This is a genomic window from Endozoicomonas arenosclerae (genome assembly GCF_001562015.1).
Lineage (GTDB): Bacteria > Pseudomonadota > Gammaproteobacteria > Pseudomonadales > Endozoicomonadaceae > Endozoicomonas_A > Endozoicomonas_A arenosclerae.
This window is the reverse complement of record NZ_LASA01000290.1, coordinates 1-492: the sequence shown is the minus strand read 5'-3', so window position 1 is coordinate 492 and position 492 is coordinate 1. Positions and strand designations below refer to the sequence as shown.

Genomic DNA, 492 nt, shown 5'->3' with positions numbered 1-492 from the left:
GTCATATTCGTACTTGGAAACAAATATATTTGCATCTGCTAACTTTAAAGACAATCTCACTAATAATTTATATAATAAAGAGCGCCTAACATAGTCAGTGCCACTCATCATTGGTGAGTTATAATGAAATGCACCAGCAACAATGCTTTTTATTGAAACAATTTTAGACCAAAGCAATGGAATCAACGCATAAGACCACCACCAAATATAGAGATAATCATATTTAGTAAAAAAAACGTCTCTATATTTGTTTGTAACCTTAACTTCATATGAAAGTTCACGTAGAGCCCTAATATCTTGTTCATAAAATGAAATATCATTTACAATTGAAATATCTTTCACTCTTACATAAAATAGAATTATCTTTTTTTTGTTTCCCATTAGAAATTAGCCCTAAGAAAAAATAAATAATAAGAACTGGTAGTAGTAATATGTAAACTCTGGCTACAACAATAAAGAAAGTACCAAGTGCTTGGAATGATAAAGGCAGCA

The 492-nt window shown here is 29.7% G+C and carries 1 protein-coding gene; it reads right to left on the bottom strand.

From position 1 onward, the window contains the following. Positions 1-381: hypothetical protein (locus WG89_RS30960; RefSeq protein ID WP_216638591.1), on the bottom strand; the 381-nt coding region annotated here is incomplete at its 3' end. Between the last annotated feature and the right edge of the window lie 111 nt (positions 382-492).